The sequence below is a fragment of the Caballeronia temeraria genome, assembly GCF_001544795.2.
In the GTDB taxonomy this organism is placed as follows: domain Bacteria; phylum Pseudomonadota; class Gammaproteobacteria; order Burkholderiales; family Burkholderiaceae; genus Caballeronia; species Caballeronia temeraria.
Genome location: NZ_FCOI02000037.1, coordinates 23843 through 48056 on the forward strand (window position 1 = coordinate 23843; position 24214 = coordinate 48056).

The 24214-nt window shown below is 64.2% G+C and carries 21 protein-coding genes and 5 tRNA genes; 18 read left to right on the plus strand and 8 right to left on the minus strand.

The features are described 5' to 3' along the window. Positions 1-22: 22 nt before the first annotated feature. Positions 23-1048: a patatin-like phospholipase family protein gene (locus AWB76_RS32960; protein WP_374729968.1), complete on the minus strand. Its 1026-nt coding sequence runs from the start codon at positions 1046-1048 to the stop codon at positions 23-25. A gap of 111 nt (positions 1049-1159) precedes the next feature. Here AWB76_RS32960 and gltX point away from each other — a divergent pair, with 111 nt between their 5' ends. From gltX to AWB76_RS32995, 7 genes are all read left to right on the plus strand, one after another. Beyond that, positions 1160-2569 (plus strand): glutamate--tRNA ligase, encoded by a 1410-nt coding sequence (gene gltX, locus AWB76_RS32965; protein WP_061164306.1) that lies wholly within the window; start codon positions 1160-1162, stop codon positions 2567-2569. Between the two features lie 136 nt (positions 2570-2705). After that, positions 2706-2781: transfer RNA gene (locus AWB76_RS32970), tRNA-Ala, on the plus strand. Positions 2782-2935: 154 nt separating this feature from the next. Beyond that, positions 2936-3011: transfer RNA gene (locus tag AWB76_RS32975), tRNA-Glu, on the plus strand. A 68-nt stretch (positions 3012-3079) separates the two neighbouring features. Further along, a tRNA-Asp gene (locus tag AWB76_RS32980) sits at positions 3080-3156 on the plus strand. 72 nt (positions 3157-3228) lie between these two features. Continuing rightward, positions 3229-3304, plus strand: a tRNA-Glu gene (locus AWB76_RS32985). Positions 3305-3372: 68 nt separating this feature from the next. Continuing rightward, positions 3373-3449 (plus strand) — tRNA-Asp (locus AWB76_RS32990). A 165-nt stretch (positions 3450-3614) separates the two neighbouring features. Continuing rightward, complete coding sequence (locus tag AWB76_RS32995) at positions 3615-4079, plus strand: GNAT family N-acetyltransferase (protein WP_061164307.1); 465 nt, start codon at positions 3615-3617, stop codon at positions 4077-4079. 12 nt (positions 4080-4091) lie between these two features. Here AWB76_RS32995 and AWB76_RS33000 read toward each other — a convergent pair whose 3' ends face one another. Then, positions 4092-4934: an AraC family transcriptional regulator gene (locus tag AWB76_RS33000; protein ID WP_061164308.1), complete on the minus strand. Its 843-nt coding sequence runs from the start codon at positions 4932-4934 to the stop codon at positions 4092-4094. 153 nt (positions 4935-5087) lie between these two features. Between AWB76_RS33000 and AWB76_RS33005 the strand changes: the two genes are divergently transcribed. Next, positions 5088-5504, plus strand: a complete 417-nt coding sequence (locus tag AWB76_RS33005) for a gamma-glutamylcyclotransferase family protein (protein WP_061164309.1) — start codon at positions 5088-5090, stop codon at positions 5502-5504. 85 nt (positions 5505-5589) lie between these two features. Here AWB76_RS33005 and AWB76_RS33010 read toward each other — a convergent pair whose 3' ends face one another. Both AWB76_RS33010 and AWB76_RS33015 read right to left on the minus strand, forming a co-directional pair. Next, on the minus strand, positions 5590-5832 hold the full coding sequence (locus tag AWB76_RS33010; RefSeq protein WP_061164310.1) for a hypothetical protein: 243 nt from the start codon (positions 5830-5832) through the stop codon (positions 5590-5592). A gap of 262 nt (positions 5833-6094) precedes the next feature. Further along, entirely contained in the window at positions 6095-6793 is a 699-nt protein-coding gene (locus AWB76_RS33015; RefSeq protein WP_061164311.1) for a YdcF family protein, read from the minus strand. Positions 6794-7084: 291 nt separating this feature from the next. Between AWB76_RS33015 and AWB76_RS33020 the strand changes: the two genes are divergently transcribed. Further along, the gene (locus tag AWB76_RS33020; RefSeq protein WP_061164312.1) at positions 7085-7396 is read left to right on the plus strand and encodes a hypothetical protein; all 312 of its coding nucleotides are present in this window, start codon (positions 7085-7087) and stop codon (positions 7394-7396) included. Positions 7397-7638: 242 nt separating this feature from the next. Here AWB76_RS33020 and AWB76_RS33025 read toward each other — a convergent pair whose 3' ends face one another. Both AWB76_RS33025 and AWB76_RS33030 read right to left on the minus strand, forming a co-directional pair. Beyond that, a complete protein-coding gene (locus tag AWB76_RS33025) occupies positions 7639-7896 on the minus strand; it encodes a hypothetical protein (RefSeq protein WP_061164313.1) in 258 nt (85 codons plus the stop codon). 264 nt (positions 7897-8160) lie between these two features. Next, a complete protein-coding gene (locus AWB76_RS33030) occupies positions 8161-8562 on the minus strand; it encodes a transposase (RefSeq protein WP_061138582.1) in 402 nt (133 codons plus the stop codon). Between the two features lie 423 nt (positions 8563-8985). Between AWB76_RS33030 and AWB76_RS33035 the strand changes: the two genes are divergently transcribed. The 9 genes from AWB76_RS33035 to truB all read left to right on the plus strand — a co-directional run bounded on the left by AWB76_RS33035 (position 8986) and on the right by truB (position 21277). Further along, positions 8986-9888, plus strand: coding sequence for a LysR family transcriptional regulator (locus AWB76_RS33035; protein WP_061164338.1), 903 nt, complete (start codon positions 8986-8988; stop codon positions 9886-9888). Positions 9889-9962: 74 nt separating this feature from the next. Next, positions 9963-11180: a pyridoxal phosphate-dependent aminotransferase gene (locus AWB76_RS33040; RefSeq protein WP_061164314.1), complete on the plus strand. Its 1218-nt coding sequence runs from the start codon at positions 9963-9965 to the stop codon at positions 11178-11180. Between the two features lie 322 nt (positions 11181-11502). Next, positions 11503-12450, plus strand: coding sequence for an SMC-Scp complex subunit ScpB (gene scpB / locus AWB76_RS33045; protein WP_061164315.1), 948 nt, complete (start codon positions 11503-11505; stop codon positions 12448-12450). Between the two features lie 131 nt (positions 12451-12581). Continuing rightward, positions 12582-14477 carry a 23S rRNA pseudouridine(2605) synthase RluB gene (gene rluB, locus AWB76_RS33050; protein ID WP_061164316.1) on the plus strand — a complete coding sequence of 632 codons (1896 nt, stop codon included), beginning with the start codon at positions 12582-12584 and terminating at the stop codon, positions 14475-14477. A 365-nt stretch (positions 14478-14842) separates the two neighbouring features. Further along, positions 14843-15301 (plus strand): ribosome maturation factor RimP, encoded by a 459-nt coding sequence (gene rimP / locus AWB76_RS33055; RefSeq protein ID WP_061164339.1) that lies wholly within the window; start codon positions 14843-14845, stop codon positions 15299-15301. Further along, positions 15298-16773 (plus strand): transcription termination factor NusA, encoded by a 1476-nt coding sequence (nusA, locus tag AWB76_RS33060; protein ID WP_061164317.1) that lies wholly within the window; start codon positions 15298-15300, stop codon positions 16771-16773. The genes rimP and nusA overlap by 4 nt, the downstream gene beginning before the upstream one ends. Before the next feature lie 93 nt (positions 16774-16866). Continuing rightward, positions 16867-19881, plus strand: a complete 3015-nt coding sequence (gene infB, locus AWB76_RS33065) for a translation initiation factor IF-2 (RefSeq protein WP_061164318.1) — start codon at positions 16867-16869, stop codon at positions 19879-19881. A 94-nt stretch (positions 19882-19975) separates the two neighbouring features. Then, entirely contained in the window at positions 19976-20353 is a 378-nt protein-coding gene (gene rbfA, locus AWB76_RS33070; RefSeq protein WP_008349233.1) for a 30S ribosome-binding factor RbfA, read from the plus strand. Beyond that, positions 20354-21277, plus strand: a complete 924-nt coding sequence (gene truB / locus AWB76_RS33075; protein WP_061164319.1) for a tRNA pseudouridine(55) synthase TruB — start codon at positions 20354-20356, stop codon at positions 21275-21277. Between the two features lie 52 nt (positions 21278-21329). On the opposite strand, the gene AWB76_RS33080 is transcribed toward truB, so the two are convergent. Both AWB76_RS33080 and AWB76_RS33085 read right to left on the minus strand, forming a co-directional pair. Further along, positions 21330-22889 (minus strand): DHA2 family efflux MFS transporter permease subunit, encoded by a 1560-nt coding sequence (locus tag AWB76_RS33080; RefSeq protein ID WP_061164320.1) that lies wholly within the window; start codon positions 22887-22889, stop codon positions 21330-21332. A gap of 13 nt (positions 22890-22902) precedes the next feature. Continuing rightward, a complete protein-coding gene (locus tag AWB76_RS33085; RefSeq protein WP_061164321.1) occupies positions 22903-24165 on the minus strand; it encodes an HlyD family secretion protein in 1263 nt (420 codons plus the stop codon). Positions 24166-24214 lie beyond the last annotated feature (49 nt).

The window sequence follows — 24214 nt, forward strand, 5'->3', positions numbered from 1 at the left end:
CGCATTCACGGCACGAAAAAGCTCAGACTCGCGCGCCGCGCTCCGCAAGCTGGCGCTGCAACGTCGGCCACATTTTCGCGACCGCTTCCTCGCCCGCGAGAATCGACGCGTTGCGCTGGCTGAAATCGCTGCTGCTCATCGCGTTGAGATTGGGGCGGATCACCGCGTTCGCGTATTTGTCGAGTTCGTAGGCCTTGATGGTCTGGCCCATGATCGTGAAGGTCTGCATCAGCACGTCGAACGAGCTCGTCGTCAGGCCGCTTTCCGGCCGTGCCGAAATATCGACCGCAATCACGAAATCGGCACTCATCTTGTGCGCGAACGCCGCCGGCACCGGACTCACGAGCCCGCCGTCCACATATTCGCGATCGCCGATCTTCACCGGCTCGAAAATCGACGGCACGCTGCACGACGCCCGCACCGCGACGCCCGTGTTGCCGCGCTGAAAGAGAATCGGCTGACCGCTTTTCAGATCCGTCGCGACGATGCCGAGCGGCCTCGCCATCTTTTCGATCGGACGGTTGTCGAGCGTCTTGTTCAGATAGTTCTGCAGCGCGATGCCTTGCAGGATGCCGCGCGCGCGAAAGGGCATCGCCCAGTCGCTGATGGAGGCTTCGTCCATCGTCAGGGCGAGCTTGTTGATCGCGATGCCGCTCATCCCCGATGCGTACAGCGCCGCGATCACCGAGCCCGCGCTCGTGCCCGCGACGAGATCGACGCGCACGTTGCGCGCTTCGAGCGCCTTGATCACGCCGATATGCGCGAAACCGCGCGCGGCGCCCCCGCCGAGCGCGAGCCCGATGCGCACCGGCTGCTGCGGTTCGGGCTTCGCCGGCGTGACGGGCGTGTCGGCCGCACCGGAGATGCTGCCGCTCGTGGTCGTGCAGGCGGCGAGAACGGACGATGCGGCCGCGAGCGAGAACGCGCGGCGCGAAAGACGGGGTGACGATGAACTCAAGATGGACTCCGGCGGTGCAGCGGTGCAGCAGGTCCGGGCTGGCCCGTGCGTGCGGGCGTTCCGGGAGATCGGGAAAAGCGCGCACATCATAAAACAAAAGGCGCGCGGACCGGCGCAAAGCGGGTGGCGAGTATAATTTCGTCTCATTTTGCGCGGGGTTTCGAGCGCCTGCGCGCACCGCCAATCATCGAGTAAACAGCAATGACCACCCAAGTCCGCACCCGTTTCGCACCGAGCCCGACCGGCTTCATCCATCTCGGCAACATCCGCTCCGCGCTTTATCCGTGGGCGTTCGCGCGCAAGATGAAGGGCACTTTCGTGCTGCGCATCGAGGATACGGATCTCGAGCGTTCCACCGATGCATCGGTCGATGCGATCCTAGAAGGCATGGCGTGGCTCGGTCTCGATTTCGACGAAGGCCCGTTCTATCAGATGCAGCGCATGGACCGTTATCGCGAGGTCGTCGCGCAGATGATGGAGAAGGGCCTCGCGTACCACTGCTACATGTCGACGGAAGAGCTCGATGCGCTGCGCGAGCGCCAGCGCGCCGCGGGCGAAAAGCCGCGCTACGACGGCACGTGGCGCCCCGAGCCGGGCAAGGTGCTGCCGCCGGTGCCGGAAGGCGTGAAGCCGGTCGTGCGCTTTCGCAATCCGCTCACGGGCGCGGTCGCGTGGGACGACGCGGTGAAAGGGCACATCGAAATCTCGAACGAAGAGCTCGACGATCTCGTGATCGCACGTCCCGACGGCACGCCGACCTATAACTTCTGCGTGGTCGTCGACGATCTCGACATGAAGATCACCCACGTCATTCGCGGCGACGACCACGTGAACAATACGCCGCGCCAGATCAACATCCTGCGCGCGCTCGGCGGCGAGGCGCCGGTGTACGCGCATTTGCCGACCGTGTTGAACGAGCAGGGCGAGAAGATGAGCAAGCGTCACGGCGCGATGAGCGTGACCGGTTATCGCGACAACGGCTATCTGCCGGAAGCCGTGGTGAACTATCTCGCGCGCCTCGGCTGGTCGCATGGCGATGCGGAGATTTTCTCGCGCGAGCAGTTCGTCGAATGGTTCGATCTCGAGCATCTCGGCAAGTCGCCCGCGCAGTACGACCACGACAAGCTCAACTGGCTCAACGCGCACTACATCAAGGAAGCGGACAACGCGCGTCTCGCGGAACTGACGAAGCCGTTCCTGCTCGCCGCCGGCATCGACGCGGCGACGGTCGAGCAGGGCGCGCCGCTCGATCAGGTGATCGGGCTGCTGAAGGACCGTGCATCGACGGTGAAGGAGATCGCCGACAACGCCGCGATGTTCTATCGCGAGCCCGCCATCGAGCCGGACGCCTTCGCGCAGCACGTCACGGAGGCGGTGCGTCCGGCGATCGCGGAACTACGCACGGCGCTCGCGGGCGTCGAGTGGACGAAGGAAGCGATCGCGGCGGCGCTCAAAGCGACGCTCACGGCGCACAAGCTCAAGATGCCGCAACTCGCGATGCCCGTTCGGCTCCTGGTGGCGGGCACGACGCACACGCCGTCGATCGATGCCGTCCTGATGCTTTTCGGCCGCGATGCCGTGTTGAAGCGTCTGGATAAAGCGGCGGCCTGAACGTGTCGCAATGGATGGCGGTGCGTCATCCATTGCGCGCATCGGCGTCAGACGAGACAAAAAAGTTTCACTTAACTCGTCAGAGGGTATTTACAACTTCAAAAACGCCCTATACAATCTCGTTTCTGTTCTGCAAGGGGGTATAGCTCAGCTGGGAGAGCGCTTGCATGGCATGCAAGAGGTCAGCGGTTCGATCCCGCTTACCTCCACCAAGAGCAGATGAAGTAACGCGAAGGTTGTTCTCCGGAATCGGAAGTCGCAAAAAATACTTCACAAGTAACACGAAGTTGTATAGAATCTCGGTCTTCGCTGACCAGAAGCAAATAGATCAGCGAAACGAGAGTCAAGGCAGAATCACAAGTTTCTGTCCCCTTCGTCTAGAGGCCTAGGACATCACCCTTTCACGGTGAGTACAGGGGTTCGAATCCCCTAGGGGACGCCAGAACATCGGCGGCTGCTAGTAAAGCGCTGCAAGTTTGCAGATGACACTGCAAACGGATGAAAAGAAGTGGAGCGGTAGTTCAGTTGGTTAGAATACCGGCCTGTCACGCCGGGGGTCGCGGGTTCGAGCCCCGTCCGCTCCGCCAACACTTGCGAGCAGGAACACTCCGGCTAAAGAGAGCCGGTTTTTTTTCGCCGCAGGCTGTGTAGAAGTTGAAGTCCCCTTCGTCTAGAGGCCTAGGACATCACCCTTTCACGGTGAGTACAGGGGTTCGAATCCCCTAGGGGACGCCAGAACATCGGCGGCTGCTAGTGAAGCGCTGCAAGTTCGCAGATGACACTGCGAACGGATGAAAAGAAGTGGAGCGGTAGTTCAGTTGGTTAGAATACCGGCCTGTCACGCCGGGGGTCGCGGGTTCGAGTCCCGTCCGCTCCGCCAAATCGTTGTACGAAAATCCAGCCTTCGGGCTGGATTTTTTTTGCCCGTTCGCGGCAGGCGATTCCCTTTCGTACACTCGGGCTCCGCATTCGACGGTGATAATGGCCATTGCCAGCCCGCGCGCACTGTCTTAGTGTTTAGGCACTTGTTTCTCGTGCCCGTGCGATGCTCGACCCGACCGAAGATCTCTCGCTCTATCAATTGCGCCAGGCGAACATGGCGGACTTCGCCTTCGCGGAAACGCTCACGCACGACAACATGGTCGGCTACTACCGGCGTCACAATCTCGTGTGGCGCGGCGATCTTTTCCTCTCCAGCTGGCGCGAGTCAGAAAATTTCATTCTTCAGGCGGACGGAATTCCGATCGGCGTCATGCGCGTCACCGAGGAAGACAACTCCCTGCATATCCGCGACGTGCAAATCGCGAAGGGTTATCGCGGGCGCGGCGCCGGGACGTTCTTGTTGAATACGGCGCATCGCTGGGCGAGGGCCCGCGGGCTGGCCGAATGTCAGCTGCGCGTGTTCGTCGATAACCCGGCGGCGCGTCTCTATATCCGCCTCGGGTACCGGCCGGCCGGTCCGCGTCTCGCGCAACTCGGTGCGATTCGTCACATGGTGCGGCGGGTCTAAGGGAAACGCGTCCTACGCACCTTCGACGTCGCGCGTGTCGCGCTCATCGCGGCTATCGCGGGCGAAAAATGCGCGCGGACTCTCGCCGAATGCACGCCGAAACATCGCCGAGAATGCGCTCTGGCTTTGATAGCCCAGTTCACGCGCGACTTGCGCGAGCGGACGGCCCTGACTCAGCAAGGGAATGGCGCGCGCGAGAACAGCCTGCTGGCGCCACTGAGAAAAACTCACGCCGAGTTCGCGCCTGAAAAGCCGCGCGATCGTGCGCGAACTCGCGCCCGCTTCCGACGACCAGCGCTCCAGATCCGAATGCGACGGATCGGCCAGCACGGCGTTGCACAACGCTCGCAGGCGCTTCTCATTGGGCATCGGCACGGAAAGCGGCAGCGGTTGCGAACGGATGATTTCATCGAGCGCGAGCGTGCCGAGCAGCCGTTCGCGCTGACGGGAGATCGGCTCCTCATCGAGCGCGGCGATGACTTCGCGCAACAGCGGCGACACCTCCACGACACGGCACGCGCCGAGACCCGCCGGCACGACGCTCGCATCGACATAAAGCGTGCGCAGATAGGCGTCCTCGACGATCACGACCTCGTGCGTGACATTGGGGGGCACCCAGATCGCGCGCGAGGGCGGCACCATCCAGGTCGAATCGGCGGTTGCGACGCGCAGCACGCCGCGCGACGTGTAGGCGACCTGCGCCCACGGATGCGTGTGCAGCGCGATGCGTACGCCGTAGGGCACGGGCCGCGAGCGCACGCGAATGGGATGATCGAGCGTCGGCGAATGCTCGACGGGAATGTCGAGATGCTCGACTTCCTCGCTCGACGATCTCGATTCGACAAACGTGGCCATGTGCGTTCGGGTTGAGGTGTGTTCGGGGCGTTCGCGTCTCATCGACCGCCACGCGCCGATGGTAGCCGAAAGCGCTCGCCCGGGCGCGCGACGAATTTTGCGCGGCGCATAATCCTCGCTGATTATCTCTGCGACAACAGGAGCATTTCGTCGATGCAATACGTTTTTGTCTACGGCACGCTGCGCGCGGGCGAGGCCAACGATATCAACCGCGCCGCAGGGCGGCACGGCATCGCGACGCCCGAATGGATCGGCGTTGCGCACGTTCAGGGGCGGCTATTCGATTTCGGCGCGTACCCGGGACTGGTGATCGATGAAAACGGTGCGCCGATTCTCGGCGATGTCTACCGGATCGACGACGCGCTCGTGCCGGTCCTCGATGAAATCGAAGACGTGTACCCGGGCGTGGAGGGCTTGTTCCGCTCGCATCGCCTGCATGTGGAGGTGGACGTCGAGGGGAGAAGAGACCGGATCGATTGCCTGATCTATCCCGTCGCGGCTGCCGCCGTAGCGGGACTGCCGCGCATCGAGGGCGGCGACTGGGTGGCGCATCGCGCGGCGCGCGCCTGAGTGCTCCGGATGTCGGCGCCGCCGTGGGCCGATCGGTCGACCCACGGCGGCGCGAATGGCCCCGTGCCTTGTAGCGAGACCGGCGTTATTGGGTGGCGCTGTCCGCCGGCTTGCTGTGCGATTTCTTGTGATGCATCGACTTGTGCGAAGGCGTCTGCTCCGTCATGCGTTGCGTTTCCTGACGCGACTGCAGCGCCTGCGCGCGCGACTCGACGTCAGCGATCTTGGCGGGATCGGTGCTCATGGTCACGCCTTGATCGCTCTGGGCATAGACGGCCGATGCGACCGCGCTGAGGGACAACAGAACAGCCAGGGACACTTTCTTCATTGTTACCTCCTAGTAGCAGTTGGACCTGGGAATCGTCTGTCCGATCCGTTGAACGACAATGTGTCTGAGCAAAAATCGCTCCCGCTTTGCAGGCTGTCAGCCGCGAACCTCGCACGCCTGACGATCAGACAAACTGAATCATAAGCCCGGAATCGGGCATTGGTGTGTCGTGTGTCCGCCCGGGCGTCTACGCGCGACGCAGCGTGATCGTCGAATTACTTTCGAGTGCTTATCATCGCGGCATGATGCGGCGCGGCCCCGGCTAGTAGAGATTCAGCCAGCGATACACTCGGAAGCGCGCGAGTCCGACGAGCTCGTGCATCGCCAGTTCGCTGTTCATGAAGCCGCGGATGCGCGGAACCAACGTCGCCCGATTGGGCCGCACGTCGGACACATAGGGTACCGGCGCATAGCCGAACGCCTCGAAGGCGAGCATCGCGCGCCGCATGTGATAGGCGGATGTGACGACGATCAAACGGCTGTCATGTGCGGGGCCCAGAATACCGGCCACGTTGCGCGCGTTCTGATACGTGTTGAGGCTCTGGTTCTCGCGCACGAGATCGCCCGAGGCGACGCCCTGTGCGAGCACGTAAGGCGCGTAATTATCGGCTTCGGCCTGCCCGTGATGCTCCGGATCGCCGCCGCTCAGAACCACCTTGCAGGACGCGCTGGTTTCGCGGCATTCGCGATACAGCATCCCGGCGGCGTCGATACGCCGCATCGCACCGTACTTCGGAACGAGTCCCGAATCGGTAGGCTGAGTGCCGCCGCCCATCAGCACGATCGTCGTTTGCGGCGCGAACGAAGGCACATCCGTGTGACGGTAGCCGTGCTGGGCGAGATCGAGCAGCGGCGTGGCGAACCATCCCGCGCCGATCGCCCACGCGAGCGCCGCGACGAGGATCGCGATTTCGGTGCGGCGGCGTCGCCACAGCGCAAATAATGCGAAAAAAAGCAGCAATAAAGTGAATAGAACCAATTTGATTGGGGTAACGTATTGGTTTAAGGGCAAATCGTTCCGTCATCGCGGGCTTTGGAACGCATCGGCGGAGGTCGCAGTAAAGCGCGTGATTAGCGCGCTCTCAACGGGGGCTTGTAATAGAAAGCAGCACCTAACGCAAGCGGCGGCCAAACATTCGGCAGCGAGTCGTTCATCGCAGACGAAATTCGGCGCGCCGCGTTTAGTCGACGTCGCGGACAGTCTTGCGACCGTCACGAGCGTCGTCACGGCTGCACAGGAAGAAAGAACGAGATGACCACGTATTCCAACGAAGTTGTACTCGAAGCACTTCGCCGAGCGCAGTATCGTCAGGTTCCTTGGGCGAAACGCCCCAATGTTTTCGCTCTCCTGCGCGCGCTCGGCTTGCTCGAGCTCACGCGGCAACGCACCGTGGCGCCCGCGCCCGGATTTCACGCGCCGGTCGACATCGCGGTCGTCACCGAGCGTGGCAAGCACGAATTCACGCGGCTCTCGCGCGACGAACGCGGAAGTGACTGGGACTTGCGCCGCACGGAACCTTATACGTTCGGTGGTCAGGAAGCGGTCCTGGAGGCGCGAGTCTAGCACTGCCGAAAGCGCCGGCAGCCGCCGACAGTCGACTTGTGGGTCGAGGGGGTGTTGTCGTCGGACGAAAGCGGCGGCAGTCTGCCATCCGCCAAATCCGATAGCCCAAAAAAGTGCCCGTATCGCGAACGACACGGGCATACCGGATCTCACTGTTGCCATGCTGTGCTCATGGCATGGGGTGTGACTGACGCGCGCCGCAGTGGTTCCGTGAAGCGCGCGACTTCGTGCAAAGTCCAGACTCAATGATGCTGTGAACGCGAATCGCGCTCGGAATCCGGGCGTGCGCGCACGTTGCTGGCGATATCGCCGCGGAGGTCGCCACGGGGCGCGGGCGGCGTCGCATCGTGATTGCGGCCTGCGTTCTGCGACGCGGCGATCGACGCCTTCGTGCCCACATGAAAATCGGATGCCGGCGGAGGAGGCTGGGCCTGGCTCATCGCCGTGGTGCTCGCCAGCGCGACGAACGCGCCATTCACGAGCAAAGTCGATGCCTTCATGGTGAAATCCTCGAAGCCTTCGTGGGGCTTGTTCGATCATTCACCACGCTATGCCGCGAATCACTGTGGCGCTGTAAGGAATCGTAAAGAGTTGTTTCGTCGCAGGCGCGATTCAGCGCGACCATGCCACTGGGCACGCGCGAAGTCACCCGCAAGTGCGACGAATTCAGAAGGGATCAGCGTTCGCGCGGGCCGCAGCCTGCGCGAGGACGGAAAGTCTGAATGAAGCCGGCCAGAACCGGCTTCGGTCGAAGCAGATTGATCTCAAGCCATCTTGGCCGGCGCGCGCCACGATTCCGGGTTCGTCCAGAACGCGCCGCGCAGGCGATCGCGGCTCGGCGGCGCGGGCGGCTTCGCCGCGCTCGAACCGATGCGTCCGCGCAGCGACACTTCGCGGCCATTGCCGGAAAGGCGCTTCACGATCTCGGCCAGCGTGCCGTCGGCTTGCCATTCATCGAAGCGGCGGCGGCAGGTCGGCGGGGACGGATAGCGTCCGGGCAGCTTCGACCAGCCTTCGCCCGTCGACAGCACCCACAGCACCGCGTTGACCACGGCCCGCGCTTCGACGCGCGGACGTCCGCGCCGTTCGCTACGCGCCGGCTCGGAACAGAACAACGCCTCAACCAGCGCCCACTCGTTATCTCTCAAATCGTCGAACAGCACCATATCTCACCTCAGCGAAGCTAACCCCGGTGCGCTGCCCCGCGCCGCGCACTCTGGTCGGAATCCGATGAACGAATACCTGGGAAGGCCGGAGCGATTGCGGCGGACGATGTTCGATGTAACCGCGATGGCTCCAACCTCTGTGCGCAATGAAATGCGAGAACCGTGCCATGCATGTCGCGAAATCCGGGAAACCCGCATGGCAGTAGGCTGACGCGATGCCAGCATGGCCCGTATCAGACCCGAAACACACTGATTAAGAAATCGGGACAATCACCAATCAAGTGCAGCAGGCCCATCCAGCGTGCGTTACGACGGTTTGCTGCACCGCAGCGAAACGCACGTTCGCGCGTGAAATCACACCAATGCTCGTTATAATCACGAATGAAACTGGCATATTGATGAGTATCGGGAATGAACGCGCCATTGAACGTGACGTTGCGGCAACTGCGCGTCTTCATCGAAGTATCGAGGCTGCGCAGCTTCAGCCGTGCGGGCGACGAGATCGGCCTGACGCAGTCGGCGGTGAGCCGGTGCGTGCGCGAACTGGAGAGCGAGATCGGACTCAAGCTGATCGACCGGACGACGCGCGAGGTTCAGCTGACCGATGTCGGCGTGAACCTCGTCGGCACCGTGTCGCGTCTGCTCGCCGATCTCGACGAAGCCCTGCGCGAAGTGCGCGATCTCGGCGAGCAGCGGCGCGGGCGCGTGATCGTCGCGGCCAGTCCGACGGTCGCCTGCCGCCTGATGCCGCGCGTGATCGCCGCGTGCCTGCAGCGGTTTCCGCTGATTACCCTGAGCCTGCGCGACGACGTCCAGTCCGACGTCCTGCGCAAGGTGAAGTCCGGCGAAGTCGACTTCGGCGTGGTGATCGGACCGTTTTCCTCCGACGAACTCCACGGCGAGCCCGTGATGACCGATTCGTTTTGTCTCGTCGCGCGGCGCGATCATCGGCTCGGGCGCGATGCCGCCGTGCCATGGGAAGCGCTCGCCGGCGAGCGGCTCGTGATGCTCGACTACGCGTCCGGCAGCCGGCCGATCATCGATGCGGTCATGCAGGAGCATGGCGTCGAGGCGCAAGTCGTACAGGAGCTCGGCCATTCGGCGACGGTGTTCGGGCTCGTGGAGGCGGGCGTCGGCGTGAGCGTGCTGCCGTGGCTCGCGTTGCCGCTGCCGGCGGATTCGTCGCTGGTCGCGTTGCCGCTCGAACCGCGCGCGGAGCGGACCGTGGAACTCGTGCGCCGGCGCGATCGTTCGTTGTCGCCGGCGGCGGAGTCGGTCTGGTCGCTGATCGCGTCGCTGCCGCGGCGTGCGGAAGACCTCGGATGAGCCTCTCCTTCATCTCGAAAGAACCGGCGCGCGCGTTAGACTTCCTTTTTTAAGACAAGACGACGGGGCGAACGATGAGCGAATCGGACGGGGCGATGATCGGCGGCGCGCACGAACCTGGTGCGCCGAATGCGCGCGATGCCGTGCGGGCGTTGAGGCCGTCGCAGATCCGCGAAGTGGCGAACGCGGGCTTCGGCGTCGCCGACGTGCTGCCGTTCTGGTTCGGCGAATCGGATCGTGTGACGCCGCAGTTCATCCGCGATGCCGCGAGCCGCGCGCTCTCCGAAGGCGCCACGTTCTATACGCACAATCTCGGCATCGCGCCGCTGCGCGAATCGCTCGGCCGTTACGTGAGCGCGCTGCACGGCGCGACGACGCCCGCGCACATCGCGGTGACGAGCGCCGGCGTGAACGCGCTGATGCTCGCGGCGCAACTCGTCGTGGGCGCGGGCGACCGGGTCGTCGCGGTGACGCCGCTGTGGCCGAATCTCGTCGAGATTCCGAAGATTCTCGGCGCGAGCGTCGATACCGTTTCGCTGGATTACGGCCCGCGCGGCTGGACGCTCGACCTCGACCGTTTGCTCGCGGCGCTCACGCCCGGCACGCGCATGCTGATGATCAACTCGCCGAACAACCCGACCGGCTGGACGATGACGCGCGATCAGCAACGCACCGTTCTTGCGCATTGCCGCCGCCACGGCATCTGGATCGTCGCGGACGAAGTCTATGAGCGCCTCTATTACGGCGACGACGCGCGCGTCGCGCCTTCGTTTCTCGATCTGGCGGCGCGCGACGAACGCGTGATCGCGGTGAATTCGTTCTCGAAGGCGTGGCTGATGACCGGCTGGCGTCTCGGCTGGCTCGTTGCGCCGACGCAGTTGATGGACGATCTCGGCAAGCTCGTCGAATACAACACGTCGTGCGCGCCGTCGTTCGTGCAGCAGGCGGGCATCGTCGCCGTGGAAGAGGGCGAGCGCTTCACGCAGGCGCTCGTCGCCGATCTGCACGCGAGCCGCGATCATCTGGTGCGTGCGCTGCAGGCGATCGATGGCGTCGACGTGCGCGCTCCCGACGGCGCGATGTATCTGTTCTTCTCGCTGCCGGGCGCGCACAACAGTCTGGAGCTATGCAAATCGCTCGTGCGCGAAGCCGGTCTCGGGCTCGCGCCGGGCAGCGCTTTCGGCGCACAAGGCGAGGGCTTCGTGCGCTGGTGCTACGCGTGCGATCCCGCGCGGCTCGACACGGGCGTCGAACGGCTGAAGCGTTTCCTGGCGGCACGCGGCGTCGCCTGAGCGGTCGAGTGAGTCTGAGCGCCGATCAATCGATCACCTTTACGCCTCGATTGTTTTTGCGTAATATGGCGCTCAGTCACGCGCTTTCGCCTAGGAAAGCGCCACCTCGTCCGGCTGGGATGGCCCGGCGTTCGCTCACCGATCGCCCAATACCGCCTCTCCCCGGTGCGTGCTCCCAATCAATATGACCGATTACAATCGGGCGAGCGCGTCTTGAAACTCCGCGTCCAGCTTTATCGTTCGCACCATTTTGGTAGCGTTCGGTCCTGCGCAAGCTCGATTTGAATTGAATCATTGACCATACAGGGTTGACCCAAGCTGCATGAATACCCAAGAGGCGAAGATCGTCCTCGAGACTGCCTTGATTTGCGCGCAGGAACCGCTGAGGCTGAATGAATTGCGCAAGCTGTTCGCCGACGACATTTCGGCGGATACCGTTCGCACGTTGCTCGAAGCGCTCAAGGCCGACTGGTCGGGACGCGGTGTCGAACTCGTGGCGCTTGCCTCGGGCTGGCGTTTTCAGAGCAAGCCCGCCATGCGGGCGTATCTCGACAGGCTGCACCCGGAAAAGCCGCCAAGGTATTCGCGGGCCGTGCTCGAAACGCTGGCAATCATTGCCTATCGGCAGCCGGTGACGCGGGGCGATATCGAAGAGATTCGCGGCGTGACGGTGAACACGCAGGTCGTGAAGCAACTGGAAGATCGTGGCTGGATCGAGGTGATCGGTCATCGCGACGTGCCGGGCCGCCCGGCGCTGTACGCCACGACCAAGCAATTCCTCGACGACCTCGGGCTGAGCGCGCTCGACGAACTGCCCGCGCTGGACAATCCGTCGGCGCAGCTCGAGGCATCGCTGCTCGCGCAGCATTCGATCGAGTTTCCCGACAGCGTCGCCGGGGACGCGCAGCCGCCGGTTGCGGCAGAAGCGCCGAGTGGCGGGGAACACGAAGCCGCTGCGCCGGTCAACGCCGATGAAGCGCTGGCATCGGCCGGAATTGGCGAACCCGCAGAGGCGGGTGGCGATGAGCGCGCCGCTGGCGCCTCGGCAGAGCAAGAACAGGTAGAAGAACAGCAGGAAAGTCTCGGAACGGAACGTGCGGATGCGCTGGATGAGCGCGCCACCGTGCCGGCCGGGATGCACGCGCAGCCTTTGAGCACCACGCACAATTCACCCGTGCCGGCGCCGCGTGAAGAGGAACGAGACGTGAGTTCATCGAACGAAGCCGAACTGGACGACGACTCCGAAGAACCGAAGGCGCGCCGCGCCTGACGCACATTGCATGGCCCCTGATCTGGCAACCCGGCTCTCCATAAAGATCATTTCGAGACAATTGGCCGGACCGATCAGCGGATTTTTTGACGCGCCCGCGACGGGCGCGCGATTCGACATTTGAGGTTGTTTTGACACACTCCCACGACAGCGATTCGCCTGAATCCGCGCGCCCCGTGCATGGCGCGGACGCACCTGAGTCGGCCGATGCCGGCGAAAGCACGCGCACCGACCGCGCCGATGAAGGCGGCGAGGGCGATGACCGTCCGCGCCGCGGACTGCGCCGCGGGCCGCGCAGCCTGATCGCACGGCGTCGCGCTGTCGCGAAGACCAAGGGCGCCGAAGGCGCGCCGGAAGCGGTGAATGAGACCCCGCCCGATGGCGTCGTCGCCGCTCAGGTGCGCACGCCGCGCAAGGATCCGGCCGCGAAGCCGCGCAAGAGCGAAGGTGCGAACCCGCGCGGCCGCAAGAATGCGCGCGTGGAAGCGGGCGAAGCCGCTGTCGTCGAGGCGGGGGACGACGCGGTCGCGCAAGCCGCCGCGCCCGCGCCGCGCGAAGGCGGCCGGCGCAAGAACCCGCCGCAGCAAAAGCGCGGCAAGCGCAACAATGACGCCGGTCCCGCGACCGTCGAGAGCGCGGCCGCTGCCGCCGTCGACGACGTGTTTGCCTACGTGACATCGCCGGCCTTCGACGCCGACAACGGCTCGACCGGCGTGCGCGCCCCGATGCTGCGACGCGGCCGCAGCGCCCCGCAGCAGAAGCGCGTGCTGGAACCGGACGACGACGCGCCGAAGCTGCACAAGGTGCTCGCCGACGCGGGCATGGGTTCGCGCCGCGACATGGAAGAGCTGATCATCGCCGGGCGCGTATCGGTGAACGGCGAGCCGGCGCACATCGGCCAGCGCATCATGCCGACGGACCAGGTGCGCATCAACGGCAAGCCGCTCAAGCGCAAGCTCGCGAGCAAGCCGCCGCGCATCCTGCTGTATCACAAGCCGACGGGCGAGATCGTCAGTCACGCGGACCCGGAAGGGCGTCCGTCCGTGTTCGACAAGCTCCCGTCGATGAAAACCGCCAAGTGGCTCGCGGTCGGCCGTCTCGACTTCAACACGGAAGGCCTGCTGCTGCTGACGACCTCCGGCGATCTGGCGAACCGCTTCATGCATCCGCGCTATAGCGTCGAGCGTGAATACGCGGTGCGCGTCGTCGGGCAGCTGTCCGAAGCGATGAAGCAGAAGTTGCTGAAGGGCGTCGAACTCGACGACGGCCCCGCCAACTTCCTGCGCATCCAGGACGGCGGCGGCGAAGGCACGAACCACTGGTATCACGTCGCGCTGGCCGAAGGGCGCAATCGCGAAGTGCGCCGCATGTTCGAGGCGGCGGGTCTGATGGTGAGCCGTCTGATCCGTACACGTCACGGTCCGATCGCGCTGCCGCGCGGCCTCAAGCGCGGCCGCTGGGAAGAGCTCGAGGACAACGAAGTGCGCAACCTGATGGCGTCGGTCGGTCTGAAGCTGCCGACGGCCGAGAAGGGCGGACGCAGCGCCGCGCCGCGCGTGCAACCCGATCCGATGCAGACGTCGATGGGCTTCATCACGCGCGAGCCGGTGCTGAGCTCGCACTCGCGCATGACGCAGCAGCAGACGCCCGGGCGCGGCGGTGGCCGGCGCGGCCAGCCGGGCGGTTTGCCTGGCAGTTTCGGGCTCGGCGGCGGCATGGGCGGTTTCGGCGGCGGCACGGGCAATGCCGGCAATGCCGGCGGCATGGGCCGTCGCGGTGGACGCGAGCCGAATGGCAACCGCGTCGGCAATGAGCCGAACGGCAATCGCGCGAACGGCGCCCGGCCGGGTCCGCGCGGTCCTCGTCCGCAGGGCGGTCCGCAGGGCGCCGGCGGCGCGGGCAAGCGCGCCGCGGGAGGCAACGCACCGCGCGGCAATCGCCAGGGCGGTGGTGGCCAGCAAGGCGCCGGTCAGAACAAGGCCGGCGGCGCGGCACGCGGCCCGCGCAATCGCTCGCGCAGCCGCTGAACGCGGAAATCGTAAAGAAGCGTCGAGATGTTGCCGGGAAGCATCAAATTGCTTTCCGGCAACAACAGCGAAGCGCGTTGCCTTTTGGGATCAATGAGACAAACCGGCGCGAAACTGGGCTCAACAGGGCCGAAAGGGTGCGTTACGTTTGCGTTTATCCTGAAAAATGGCTAAAATCATGAAGTCGCTGGGCACGTAGTTTTCTTTCGCTGCCCTGAGTGCGACCTGGTTGAGAAATGTGGGCGTTGCGCCCATTTTTTTTTGGCTATTCGGTTCGGCATCTCGGGAGCAGGGGTGCGCGCCCGCAAGAAGGCGCTCGCCCGCAGGTGTTTCGGCGTGGAGCGCGCGAACACCTTGGAGTTACTGTGCAACTGACGGAATTGATAGAAACCACGGTCTCGGGCCTAGGCTACGAGCTTGTCGATCTCGAGCGTTCGGGAGGCGGCATGCTGCGTATATATATCGACCAGCCGGCTGGGATCGCTATCGAAGACTGCGAGAAGGTCACGCGTCAGCTCCAATACCTGTTTGAAGTCGAGAACATCGATTACGACCGGCTCGAGGTATCGTCGCCGGGGCTCGACCGGCCGCTCAAGAAGCTGGCCGATTTCGAGCGCTTCGCGGGGAGCGAAGTCGCCATTACATTGAAGAAGCCGCTGGACGGGCGCAAGTCGTTCCGCGGCATCCTGCACGCCCCTGACGGCGAAACGATCGGATTGGAATTTGAAGGGAAGGACGGCGCCGCGATGCTTGATTTCACGCTCGCGGACCTCGATAAGGCACGTCTCGTCCCCAAGGTTGACTTTAGGAGCCGCAAACAATGAGTCGCGAAGTATTGATGCTGGCGGATGCGCTGGCACGCGAAAAGAACGTCAACAAGGACGTCGTGTACGCAGCGCTGGAAGCTGCGCTTGCTTCGGCAACGAAGAAGCTCTTCGAGGAAGACGTGGATATCCGTGTCGCCATCGACCGTGAGAGCGGCGAGCACGAAACTTTCCGCCGCTGGCGTGTGGTGCCGGACGAGGCCGGCCTGCAAGAGCCGGATCAGGAAATCCTGCTGTTCGAAGCGAAGGAGCAAAAGCCCGACGCACAAGTGGACGAGTTCATCGAAGAGCCGATTCCGTCGATCGAATTCGGCCGTATCGGCGCGCAGGCCGCCAAGCAGGTCATCCTGCAGAAGGTGCGCGACGCCGAGCGCGAGCAGATCCTGAACGACTTCCTCGAGCGCGGCGAAAAGATCATGACCGGCTCGGTGAAGCGCCTGGACAAGGGCAATTTCATCGTCGAGTCGGGCCGTGTCGAAGCGCTTCTGCGCCGCGACCAGCTGATTCCGAAGGAAAACCTGCGCGTGGGCGACCGCGTGCGTGCGTATATCGCCAAGGTCGATCGCACGGCGCGTGGCCCGCAGATCGAACTCTCGCGCACCGCGCCCGAGTTCCTGATGAAGCTGTTCGAACTGGAAGTGCCGGAAATCGAGCAGGGCCTGCTGGAGATCAAGGCGGCCGCGCGCGATCCGGGCGTGCGTGCGAAAATCGGCGTGATCGCCTACGACAAGCGGATCGACCCGATCGGCACGTGCGTCGGCATCCGCGGTTCGCGCGTGCAGGCTGTGCGCAACGAGCTCGGTGGCGAGAACGTCGACATCGTGCTATGGTCGGAAGACCCCGCGCAGTTCGTGATCGGCGCCCTCGCGCCGGCAGCGGTCCAGTCGATCGTCGTCGATGAAGAAAAACACTCGATGGACGTCGTCGTGGACGAAAACGAGCTCGCCGTCGCCATCGGCCGCGCCGGCCAGAACGTGAGGCTCGCAAGCGAACTCACCGGCTGGCAAATCAATATCATGACGCCGGACGAGTCTGCGCTGAAGCAGAACGAAGAGCGTGGCAAGTTGCGCGACCTGTTCATGGCGCGTCTGGATGTGGACGAGGAAGTCGCCGACATCCTGATCGACGAAGGCTTCACGAGCCTCGAAGAAATCGCGTATGTGCCGCTCAACGAAATGCTCGAAATCGAAGCGTTCGACGAAGACACGGTGCACGAGCTGCGCAACCGCTCGCGCGACGCGCTCCTCACGATGGCAATCGCCAACGAAGAGAAGGTCGAAGGCGTCGCCCTCGATCTGAAGAGCCTCGATGGTATGGATAACGAGCTTCTCGCGAAGCTCGCCGAGCATCAGATTCAGACCCGCGACGACCTCGCGGAGCTGGCAGTCGATGAACTGGTCGAAATGACTGGTATGGAAGAGGATGCCGCTAAGGCGTTGATCATGAAAGCACGTGAACACTGGTTCCAGTGAGAAATGACCATGGCGCACTGATATTTGGCGGCCTGTCTGGCCGCGTGACCCCGATCTAACCGCAAGGATTGGTCCTTGCATCAAGAGGAATGAATGGCGAGTAACAACGTAGCCCAATTTGCCGCGGAACTCAAAATGCCTGCGGGCGTCCTGCTCGAGCAGTTGCAGGCGGCTGGCGTCCAGAAAGCGAGCGCGAACGACGACCTGTCCGAGACGGACAAGGCGCGTCTGCTCGATCATTTGCGCAAGTCGCACGGTTCCGCCGACGCCGACAAGCGCAAGATCACTTTGACCCGCCGGCATACGTCGGAAATCAAGCAATCCGACGCAACGGGTAAAGCTCGCACCATTCAGGTCGAGGTGCGCAAGAAGCGTGTTTTCGTGAAACGCGACGAATCGGGTCTGGAACAGACCGAAGCGGCGCCGAATCACGTCGAAGAGCCGGAAGTCGACGAAGCCGAACTGCAGCGCCGCGAGGAAGAAGCGCGTCATGCCGCCGAGCAGCTCGAGCGCGAAGAGCGCGAGTTGAAGGAGCAGCAGGCGAAGCTCGAACGCGAAGAGGCCGAGCGCCGCGCCCGCGAGGAAGCAGCGGAAGCCGAGCGCAAGAAGCAGGAAGAGGAAGCGGCGCGCCGTGCGGCGGCTGCGGCTCAGGCTGCGGAAATCTCGCGTGCAGCGCAGGCTGCGCGTCAGGAAGCGCGCACGCAACCGGCCGTCGAAGTGAAGCCGGAACCGAAGCAGGACGACACCGCGCAACGCGAAGCCACCGCGCAACGCGAAGCCGCCGCGCAACGCGAAGCCGCCGAAAAGGCAGCGGAAGAGAAGGCCGCGAGCGAGCGTGCCGCGCAGCGTGAAGCCGCGAAGAAGGCGGAAGAGGACGCGAAGGCGAAGGCCGAGAAGGCGCGTCTGGAGCAGGAAGCCATTGCGAAGCGCCGTGCAGCGGCGGAAGCCGAAGCCCGCGCGATCCGCGAGATGATGAACACCCCGCGCAAGGCGCAGGTTAAGGCGCCGGAACCGGCGCCCGCACCGAAGCCGGTGGAAGCGGCGAAGGCCGCCGAAGCGAAGGGCACGCTGCACAAGCCCGCGAAGCCGGAAGGCGCGCAGGCGGCACGTCCCGCGGTGAAGAAGCCGGCTGCAGGCGCGCCGGCACCCGCATCGACGGCTCCGGCAGGCGCTGGCGACAAGAAGAAGGCAGGCAAGGGCGGATGGCAGCAGGACGACGCATCGAAGCGCCGCGGCATTAAGACGCGTGGCGATTCGAGCGGCGGCGTCGATCGCGGCTGGCGCGGCGGCCCGAAGGGTCGCGGCAAGCATCAGGAGGCAACATCGTTCCAGGCGCCGACCGAGCCGATCGTCCGTGAAGTGCACGTGCCGGAAACCATTTCCGTCGCGGACCTCGCGCACAAGATGTCGGTGAAGGCTTCGGAAGTCATCAAGGTGATGATGAAGCTCGGCCAGATGGTCACGATCAACCAGGTGCTGGACCAGGAAACGGCGATGATCGTCGTCGAGGAACTGGGCCATCGTGCGGTCGCGGCGAAGCTGGACGATCCGGAAGCGCTGCTGATCGAAGGCGAAACCACCGAGGAAACGGCGGAGAAGCTGCCGCGTCCGCCGGTCGTCACCGTCATGGGTCACGTCGACCACGGCAAGACTTCGCTGCTGGACTACATCCGTCGCGCGAAAGTGGCGGCGGGCGAAGCGGGCGGCATCACGCAGCATATCGGCGCCTATCACGTCGATACGCCGCGCGGCGTCATCACCTTCCTCGACACGCCGGGTCACGAGGCCTTCACGGCCATGCGTGCGCGCGGTGCGAAGGCGACCGATATCGTCATTCTGGTGGTCGCAGCGGATGACGGCGTCATGCCGCAAACGAAGGAAGCGATCGCCCACGCGAAGGCGGGCGGCGTGCCGATCGTCGTCGCGATCAACAAGATCGACAAGCCGGAAGCCAACCCGGACCGCGTGAAGCAGGAACTGGTCGCGGAAGGCGTGGTGCCGGAAGAGTACGGCGGCGATTCGCCGTTCATCGAAGTGTCGGCGAAGACGGGCCGCGGTATCGACGATCTGCTCGAAAACGTGTCGCTGCAAGCCGAAGTGCTGGAACTCACCGCGCCGGTGGAAGCCCCCGCGAAGGGTCTCGTGATCGAAGCGAAGCTGGACAAGGGCAAGGGCCCGGTCGCGACGATTCTGGTGCAGTCGGGCACGCTGAACCGCGGCGACGTGGTTCTCGCGGGCAGCGCCTACGGCCGCGTTCGAGCCATGCTCGACGAAACCGGCAAGCCGACCAAGACGGCGGGTCCGTCGATCCCGGTGGAAATCCAGGGTCTGTCGGAAGTGCCGGCGGCGGGCGAAGAAGTCATCGTGTTGCCGGACGAGCGCAAGGCGCGCGAAATCGCGCTGTTCCGTCAGGGCAAGTTCCGCGACGTCAAGCTGGCCAAGCAGCAGGCCGCGAAGCTCGAGAACATGCTCGAGCAGATGGGCGAAGGCGAAGTGCAGAACCTGCCGCTCATCGTCAAGGCGGACGTGCAGGGTTCGCAGGAAGCGCTGGTGCAGTCGCTGCTCAAGCTGTCGACGAGCGAAGTGCGCGTGCAGATCGTGCACAGCGCGGTCGGCGCGATCAGCGAATCGGACGTCAATCTGGCGACGGCTTCGAAGGCGGTCATCATCGGCTTCAACACGCGTGCGGATGCACAGGCGCGCAAGGTGGCCGAGTCGAACGGCATCGATATCCGCTACTACAACATCATCTATGACGCAGTGGATGAGGTGAAGGCGGCGATGTCCGGCATGCTCGCGCCGGAGAAGCGCGAGACGGTCACGGGCATGGTCGAGGTGCGCCAGGTCATCCGCGTGCCGAAGGTCGGGCTGATCGCGGGTTGTATGGTCACGGACGGTTTCGTCAAGCGTTCCTCGTCGGTGCGCGTGATCCGCAACAACGTCGTGATCCATACCGGCGAGCTCGATTCGCTCAAGCGCTTCAAGGACGACGTCAAGGAAGTGCGTCAGGGCTTCGAGTGCGGTATGTCGATCAAGAACTTCAGCGATATCGTCGAAGGCGATCAGTTCGAAGTCTTCGAAGTGACGGAAGTGGCTCGCACGCTGTAATGCGCTAGCCGCCGAGAAAAGGGCGGGGTGAGCCTTGCGGCTCGCTCCGCCCTTTTTGCTTCAGGCGGCGCGAAAAGAATACGGAAACGACATCATGGCTAAAAAACGGACATCCGCGAACCGCAACGTGCAGATTGCGGATCAGATCCAACGCGATCTCTCGGAGCTCATGCGCGAGGTGAAAGACCCGCGCGTGGGTCTCGTGACGATTCAGAGCGTCGAGCTGACACCCGACTACGCGCACGCGAAGGTCTACTTCACGACGCTGACGGGCGACCCCAAGCAGACGCAGGAGGGGCTGAATCATGCGGCGGGGCATCTGCACAACATGCTCTTCAAGCGCCTGCACATCCACACGGTGCCGACGCTGCATTTCCACTACGACCAGACGATCGAGAAGGCCGTCGAGATGTCGCGTTTGATCGACGAAGCGAACGCGACGCGCGCGAAAGATGACGAAGAAGGTGCGTGAGTGAAGGGCGGTCCGAAGATTCCGCGCCGCGCGCTCGACGGCGTGCTGCTGCTCGACAAGCCGCTCGGGTTGTCGAGCAACGACGCGCTGATCAAGGCGAAGCGGATTTACCTCGCGAAGAAGGCGGGCCACACGGGCACGCTCGATCCGCTCGCGACGGGCTTGCTGCCGCTCTGCTTCGGCGAAGCGACGAAGTTTTCGCAAGATCTGCTCGACGCCGACAAGACCTACGAAGCGACGATGCGTCTCGGCATCCGCACGACGACGGGCGATGCCGAAGGCGAAGCGGTGGATACGCGCGACGTGACGTGCGATGAAGCTGCGGTCGTCGAAGCGATGAAGCGGTTCATCGGCGAGATCGTGCAGGTTCCGCCGATGTACTCCGCGCTCAAGCGCGACGGCAAGCCGCTCTACGAGTACGCCCGCGCCGGTCAGACGGTCGAACGCGAAGGCCGTCAGGTGACGATTCACGCGTTGCACATGATCGCGTGCGCGCTGCCGCTCGTGAGCTTCCGCGTGACATGCAGCAAGGGCACGTATGTGCGCACGCTGGCGGAAGATATCGGCGAGGCGCTCGGCTGCGGCGCGCATCTGACGGCGTTGCGGCGAACGGGTGTCGGCGCGCTGACGCTCGAACACGCGGTCACGCTCGATCAGCTCGCGAGCCTGAGCGAAGCGGAGCGCGACGCGCGGCTTCAACCGGTCGACGCGCTGCTGTCCACGTTTCCGGCGGTCCAGTTAAACGACGACGCGACCAAGCGCTTCCTTCACGGCCAACGTCTGAAACTCTCGGACGTCGCCAAGACCCGTCTCGAAGAAGGCCGCGTGCGCGTCTATGCGCAGGAAGGCGGCCGCCTGCTCGGTGTCGCGCGCGCGGGCGAAGGCGTGCTGGCGCCCGAACGGCTCATTGTCACGGCGCAATAAAAAAAACCCGGTCGACCATCGACCGGGTTTTTTTGCACGAATGGCAAGGCGATCAATGCGCCGCCGATGCCGCCGCCGCCGAATCCCCGCCGCCCGAACGCTCGGGCCGCGTGATCCAGATCAGCGCGATCAGCGCGACGAAAATCCCCGCCGAGATATAGAACATGTCGTTCACGCCGAGCTGCGCGGCCTGCTGCGTCGCCATGCTGTTGTAGAGCCCGACGGTCTGCTCGTGCGAGTAGCCGAGCGCGCCCATCTGCTGCATGGAGTTCGCGAACACCGGGTTGTACGAATTCGCGCCTTCGACCAGTTGCGCGTGATGCACGATCGAACGATGCTCCCACGCCGTCGAAAAAATCGATGTGCCGATGCCGCCGCACATGATCCGCACGAAGTTCGAGAGTCCCGACGCCGCCGGAATGCGATGCCCCGGCAAGCCCGACAGCGTGATCGACACGAGCGGAATGAAGAAGCCCGCCATACCGATGCCCTGAATCAGCGTGGGCAGCGTGAGCGCCCAGGTGTCGACGCCGGTTGTATAGCGCGAGCGCATCCAGAAACACAGCGCGAACACGAGAAACGCGGCGGTCGCGATATAGCGCGGATCGGTGCGCGGCAGGAACTTGCCCGTGATCGGCGAGAGCAGGATCGCGAAGAGCCCGACCGGCGCCATCACGAGACCGGCGTTCGTCGCCGTATAGCCGATGTCGGTCTGCAACCACAACGGCAGCAGCACGAGGTTGCCGAAGTAAAGCCCGTAGCCGATGGACAACGCGATCGTCCCGCCCGTGAAATTGCGCAGCTCGAAGAGCGACAGGTCCACGACCGGATGCTCCGCCGTCAATTCCCACACGATGAAGAACGCGAACGCGATCACGGCGATCAGCGCGAGCACGACGATGGTCGTCGAGTTGAACCAGTCGAGATCCTTGCCCTTGTCCAGCATGATCTGCAGCGAGCCGACCCAGACGACGAGCAAGCCGAGCCCGACCGTGTCGATCGGCGCCTTGCGGATGGCCGAATCGCGGTCGCGGAAGATCGCGAACGTGGCGATCGCCGCCGCGATGCCGACCGGGATGTTCACGTAGAAGATCCACGGCCACGAGATGTTGTCCGAAATCCAGCCGCCGAGCACCGGCCCCGCGACCGGCGCGATCAGCGTGGTCATCGACCACATGGAGAGCGCCATCGGCGCTTTTTCGCGCGGATAGCTCGCGAGCAGCAGCGTTTGCGACAGCGGGATCATCGGGCCGGCGACCGCGCCCTGGAACACGCGCGCGGCGAGCAGAAAGGGCAGCGTCGGCGCGAGACCGCAAAGCCACGACGCGATTACGAACAGGATGATTGAGCCGAGAAACAGCCTGACCTGCCCGAGACGCTGCGTGAGCCAGCCGGTGAGCGGCACCGAAATGGCGTTGGCAACCGCGAACGAGGTGATGACCCACGTGCCCTGATCCGACGACACGCCGAGATCGCCGGAAATCGACGGAATCGAGACGTTCGCGATCGACGTGTCGAGCACGTTCATGAACACCGCGAGCGACACGGCGATCGTCCCGATGACGAGTTTTCCGCCCGACAGCGGCGGATGAACGACGTTTTGCGAAGACATGTGGCGAGTCCGCTTACATCAGCTTCGCGGCCGATGCGGACTTCGTCGCGCGGCCATGCGCCGACGACGTGCTCTGCGACGACGACCCCGCGCCCGCGCCCGTACCCGCGTTCTGCTGGATGATGCGTGCGATTTCCTGATCGGCCTGCGCGCCGTAGTTGTCGAACACGTTGGTCTGATAGACGGTGTTCTGCGCGTTGCCGAGCTGGCCGCCTTGCTCGTCCTTGATGGTCACATCGACGTTCATCGACAGGCCGATACGCAGCGGATGCGCCTCCAGTTCCTTCGGATCGAGCTCGATACGCACCGGCAGGCGCTGCACGACCTTGATCCAGTTGCCGGTCGCGTTCTGCGCCGGCAGCAGCGAGAAGGCCGAACCCGTGCCGGCCGAGAAGCCGATCACCTTGCCGTGATACACGACGCTCGAACCGTACAGGTCAGCCGTCAATTCGACCGGCTGGCCGATGCGCATGTGCTTCAGCTGCACTTCCTTGAAGTTGGCGTCGACCCACACGGCGTTGAGCGGCACGATCGCCATCAGCGGATTGCCCGGCGACACGCGCTGGCCGACCTGCACCGAACGCTTCGCGACATAGCCCGTCACCGGCGCCGGCAGCGTGTTGCGCGCATAGTTGATGTACGAGTCGCGCACCTTCGCGGCGGCGGCGAGCACGTTCGGATGATCGGCGATGGTCGTGTTGGCCGTGAGCGAACGGTTCGACGCGAGTTCCTGCTCGGCGGCGTCGAGCGCGGCCTGCGCGCCGCGCACCGCGTCGCGGGCGTGCGAGATTTCTTCCTGCGACACGGCGCCCGTCTGCGCAACCTGCATGCGGCGCTTCAGATCGTCCTGCGCGCGCGACAAATCCGACTTGCGCAGCGCGATCTGTGCTTCGTACTGGTTGTTGTTCACGAAGAACGTGCGCACCTGGCGAACGGTCTGCGCCAGATTCGCTTCGGCCTGTTCGAGCGCGACCTTGGAGTCGGCCGGATCGAGCGCGACGAGCGGATCGCCGATCTTCACGGTCTGCGTGTCGTCCGCGTTCACCGAGATCACCGTGCCGACGACCTGCGGCGTGATCTGCACGACGTTGCCGTTCACGTAGGCGTCGTCGGTGGCTTCGTGAAAGCGCGCGACGAGGAAGTAGTACAGCCCGTACGCGATCGCCGCGATGATGATGACGAGCACGATCAGCGTCATCAGCGCGCGGCGCTTGCCGTTGCTCTGTTTCGGCGCGGGCGCGGCGGCCGCGGCTGCGTTTTGTTGAGGGTCGCTCATGAAAGACTCCGAAATTTCCGTATTTAGTCTGATGCGTATTCTTGTGGGC